The sequence below is a fragment of the Marinobacter sp. L-80 genome (assembly GCF_056859395.1).
In genome coordinates, this window is sequence record NZ_JBSXOI010000014.1 from 1 (window position 1) to 2,323 (window position 2,323).

Annotated in this window: 4 protein-coding genes; all 4 read right to left on the bottom strand. The window is 48.5% G+C overall.

Annotated elements, in window-relative coordinates; translation table 11 throughout:
- On the bottom strand, positions 1-203 hold a 203-nt coding region (locus tag AC13E3_RS00330; RefSeq protein WP_482901563.1), incomplete at its 3' end, for a hypothetical protein.
- A 555-nt stretch (positions 204-758) separates the two neighbouring features.
- Positions 759-917, bottom strand: coding sequence for a hypothetical protein (locus AC13E3_RS00335; protein WP_153637270.1), 159 nt, complete (start codon positions 915-917; stop codon positions 759-761).
- 41 nt (positions 918-958) lie between these two features.
- Entirely contained in the window at positions 959-1,249 is a 291-nt protein-coding gene (locus AC13E3_RS00340; RefSeq protein WP_136630278.1) for a hypothetical protein, read from the bottom strand.
- Between the two features lie 343 nt (positions 1,250-1,592).
- Positions 1,593-2,159, bottom strand: coding sequence for a hypothetical protein (locus AC13E3_RS00345; protein ID WP_136630277.1), 567 nt, complete (start codon positions 2,157-2,159; stop codon positions 1,593-1,595).
- Positions 2,160-2,323: the final 164 nt, after the last annotated feature.

Consider the following 2,323-nt stretch of genomic DNA (forward strand, 5'->3'; position numbering starts at 1 on the left):
ACCGGCTTGGAAACCCAAACGCCGATACCGATTGAAATGAGACACCCCGCAACAAACATCAGTCGCACCCAGACGCTGAAATCTGTTTGTAGACCCAGAATCGCCATAACGATAAAAGCGACAAAGTTAATTGGAAACAAAACTTTGAATCTCGCCATGTTTCTCGAAGTCGGGTTGCCACTACCTGTCAATATTCTCTCCATAGATCACTCTTGCAGTTACCTTTGATCGTTTTCCCATTAGGCATTATGCTTTTTGCAGATATTCTCTGCGGCTTCCGGATCGTGCTTGGCCAATTCAAAATAGAGATCATTAAGCAAGCATCGAGCATCTGTTACCGTCATCCTCGGTTTAGAGGCGTGAGGATTGGCACTTCGGATTACACCCGATGAGGATCTGAATCTTGGGCTAGAGCCGGGTTCGTAGTTCAATGTCGAATTCCCATTATCTGTGGTCGATCATTAAAACGTTGCTGGACAGACTTGGGCGAGTGCCGCGCTCCCGGAAGAGCGCCAAGATTCTCTCCGGTGCAACCCATTCGACCGATTCTTCGCTTGAGAAAAGCCCCCGCGCATCAACCCAGAAACCATTCGAGAACGCCATGAAACCAAGCTCGGCTGGGGCGTGAGCGAATGCCTTCCCGCCGTACCTCTCATACTGGCAAAAAATCACGGAATCAGCCCAGTCGTGTTCTACACAGCTAGTGCTAGTGTCCTCGCTTATCGGCTCAAGCATTGCGTCTCCTCGTCGGTTTCCAATCAGTCAACTTGTTGCCAGGCTCGAAACTGCTCATCCCATTCGCCTTCCGGCATCTCCAGTGGATATGCATCCGGGTTCTTCTGGTGGTGCTCATGCCACCAGTTGATGAATCTTTCGGCCTCAGAGAGAAGGTCTTGTCTGTATTGTTCAAGGTTCATATCACGGCACTCGGATTCCAATCAAAATGTGGCTTATCGAATTATAGCCAGCCAAGCTGGCTCGCTACGCTTGGCTCGTTCTTGGCAACCAGATCACGGAACAGGCTTGGCAATTTGGAATAGCCGAGATGCGAAAGCTTCTCCTCAAACTCCTGCCATTGCTCATCTGCACCCCGGAACCGCTCAAAGCGCTCAGCATCACCACCTGATGCCTCATTTGAGCACTTTTTATACAAGTCTAGCTTGAAACTCTGAGTAAGTTCTTTCACGAGCTCTGCATCATGGTTCGCATGAGCCAGTTCAATTTTTTCAACAACACGATCGACGTTCATGATTTGCTCCACGTAAAATTATCGCATTCCCATTAACATTCGCCTCTTAGTAGGCCGCCATTTGATACCGTTGATCCGCCGTCGCCCCCGTCAAAGTTTCCCTCAATCTCGGCGACAACAAGTTTCCCAGGGCCACCGTCATCAAAGCGAAGAGATCCAGTCCCAGTGCCACCAAATATTTGAAGGCCCAGGGCCTCAGCTTTTTTGGCATATCGACTCAAGCCTGTGGCTATCCGCTTAACCTCTTCAGGGTCTAGCCCAGCCGCCTCACATTCGTCCTCATTCACATACATGGCCGTTTTCCCATGATAATCACCAGTTTTTCGGGCGACGGATTTCTAAACTATCTTTCCAGACCGAAGCTTTCCCAGACACGATCGGCAACTTTTTTCAGATAGCCGGGCTCTTCCACCTGTCCGGCAACTGGCCACCAAACCTGAATAAAGCTTTCATGGACAGAAGTAGGGACTGCCAAAAAATCATCCCCAAAAATTCTAATAACGGTTCCACCTTCAGCCGAGATGTTGCGCATCACATCTTGTGGTTGGAAATAAGGAAAGAGATCGTTAATCCAATCTGGATACCCGGTTACCATTGGGTATTGGTCCTCAAAAACAAGGTCGAAAGCGCTCTCTTTCTGAAGTAGCCTTCTGAGATTACTACCCTCAGATTCTTGCATTGTTTTCAGCAGGTCTATCTGCTCTCTAACCAGCTCATCGGAAACTACCTTGTAAGGTTCACGTTTATGTCCGGCAGTTTTTGATAGCTCCTCTAATGCGGTGTTCATGTCGTTCTCTGCATCCGTGAACACCTCGATCAGAAAGGCTATGGCTACATGAAGCTGATGATAATTATTCGAGCTTCTGACAAGTTCATCGCTATATACTTCGAGGTGCTTTTTCTTAGTCATTTCTGATCCTATCTCCCCAGAACCGAATTCCTATCACGTTTTGTCCGAGCCGGTATCTTGCATAACCGGCTTGGAAACCCAAACGCCGATACCGATTGAAATGAGACACCCCGCAACAAACATCAGTCGCACCCAGACGCTGAAATCTGTTTGTAGACCCAGAA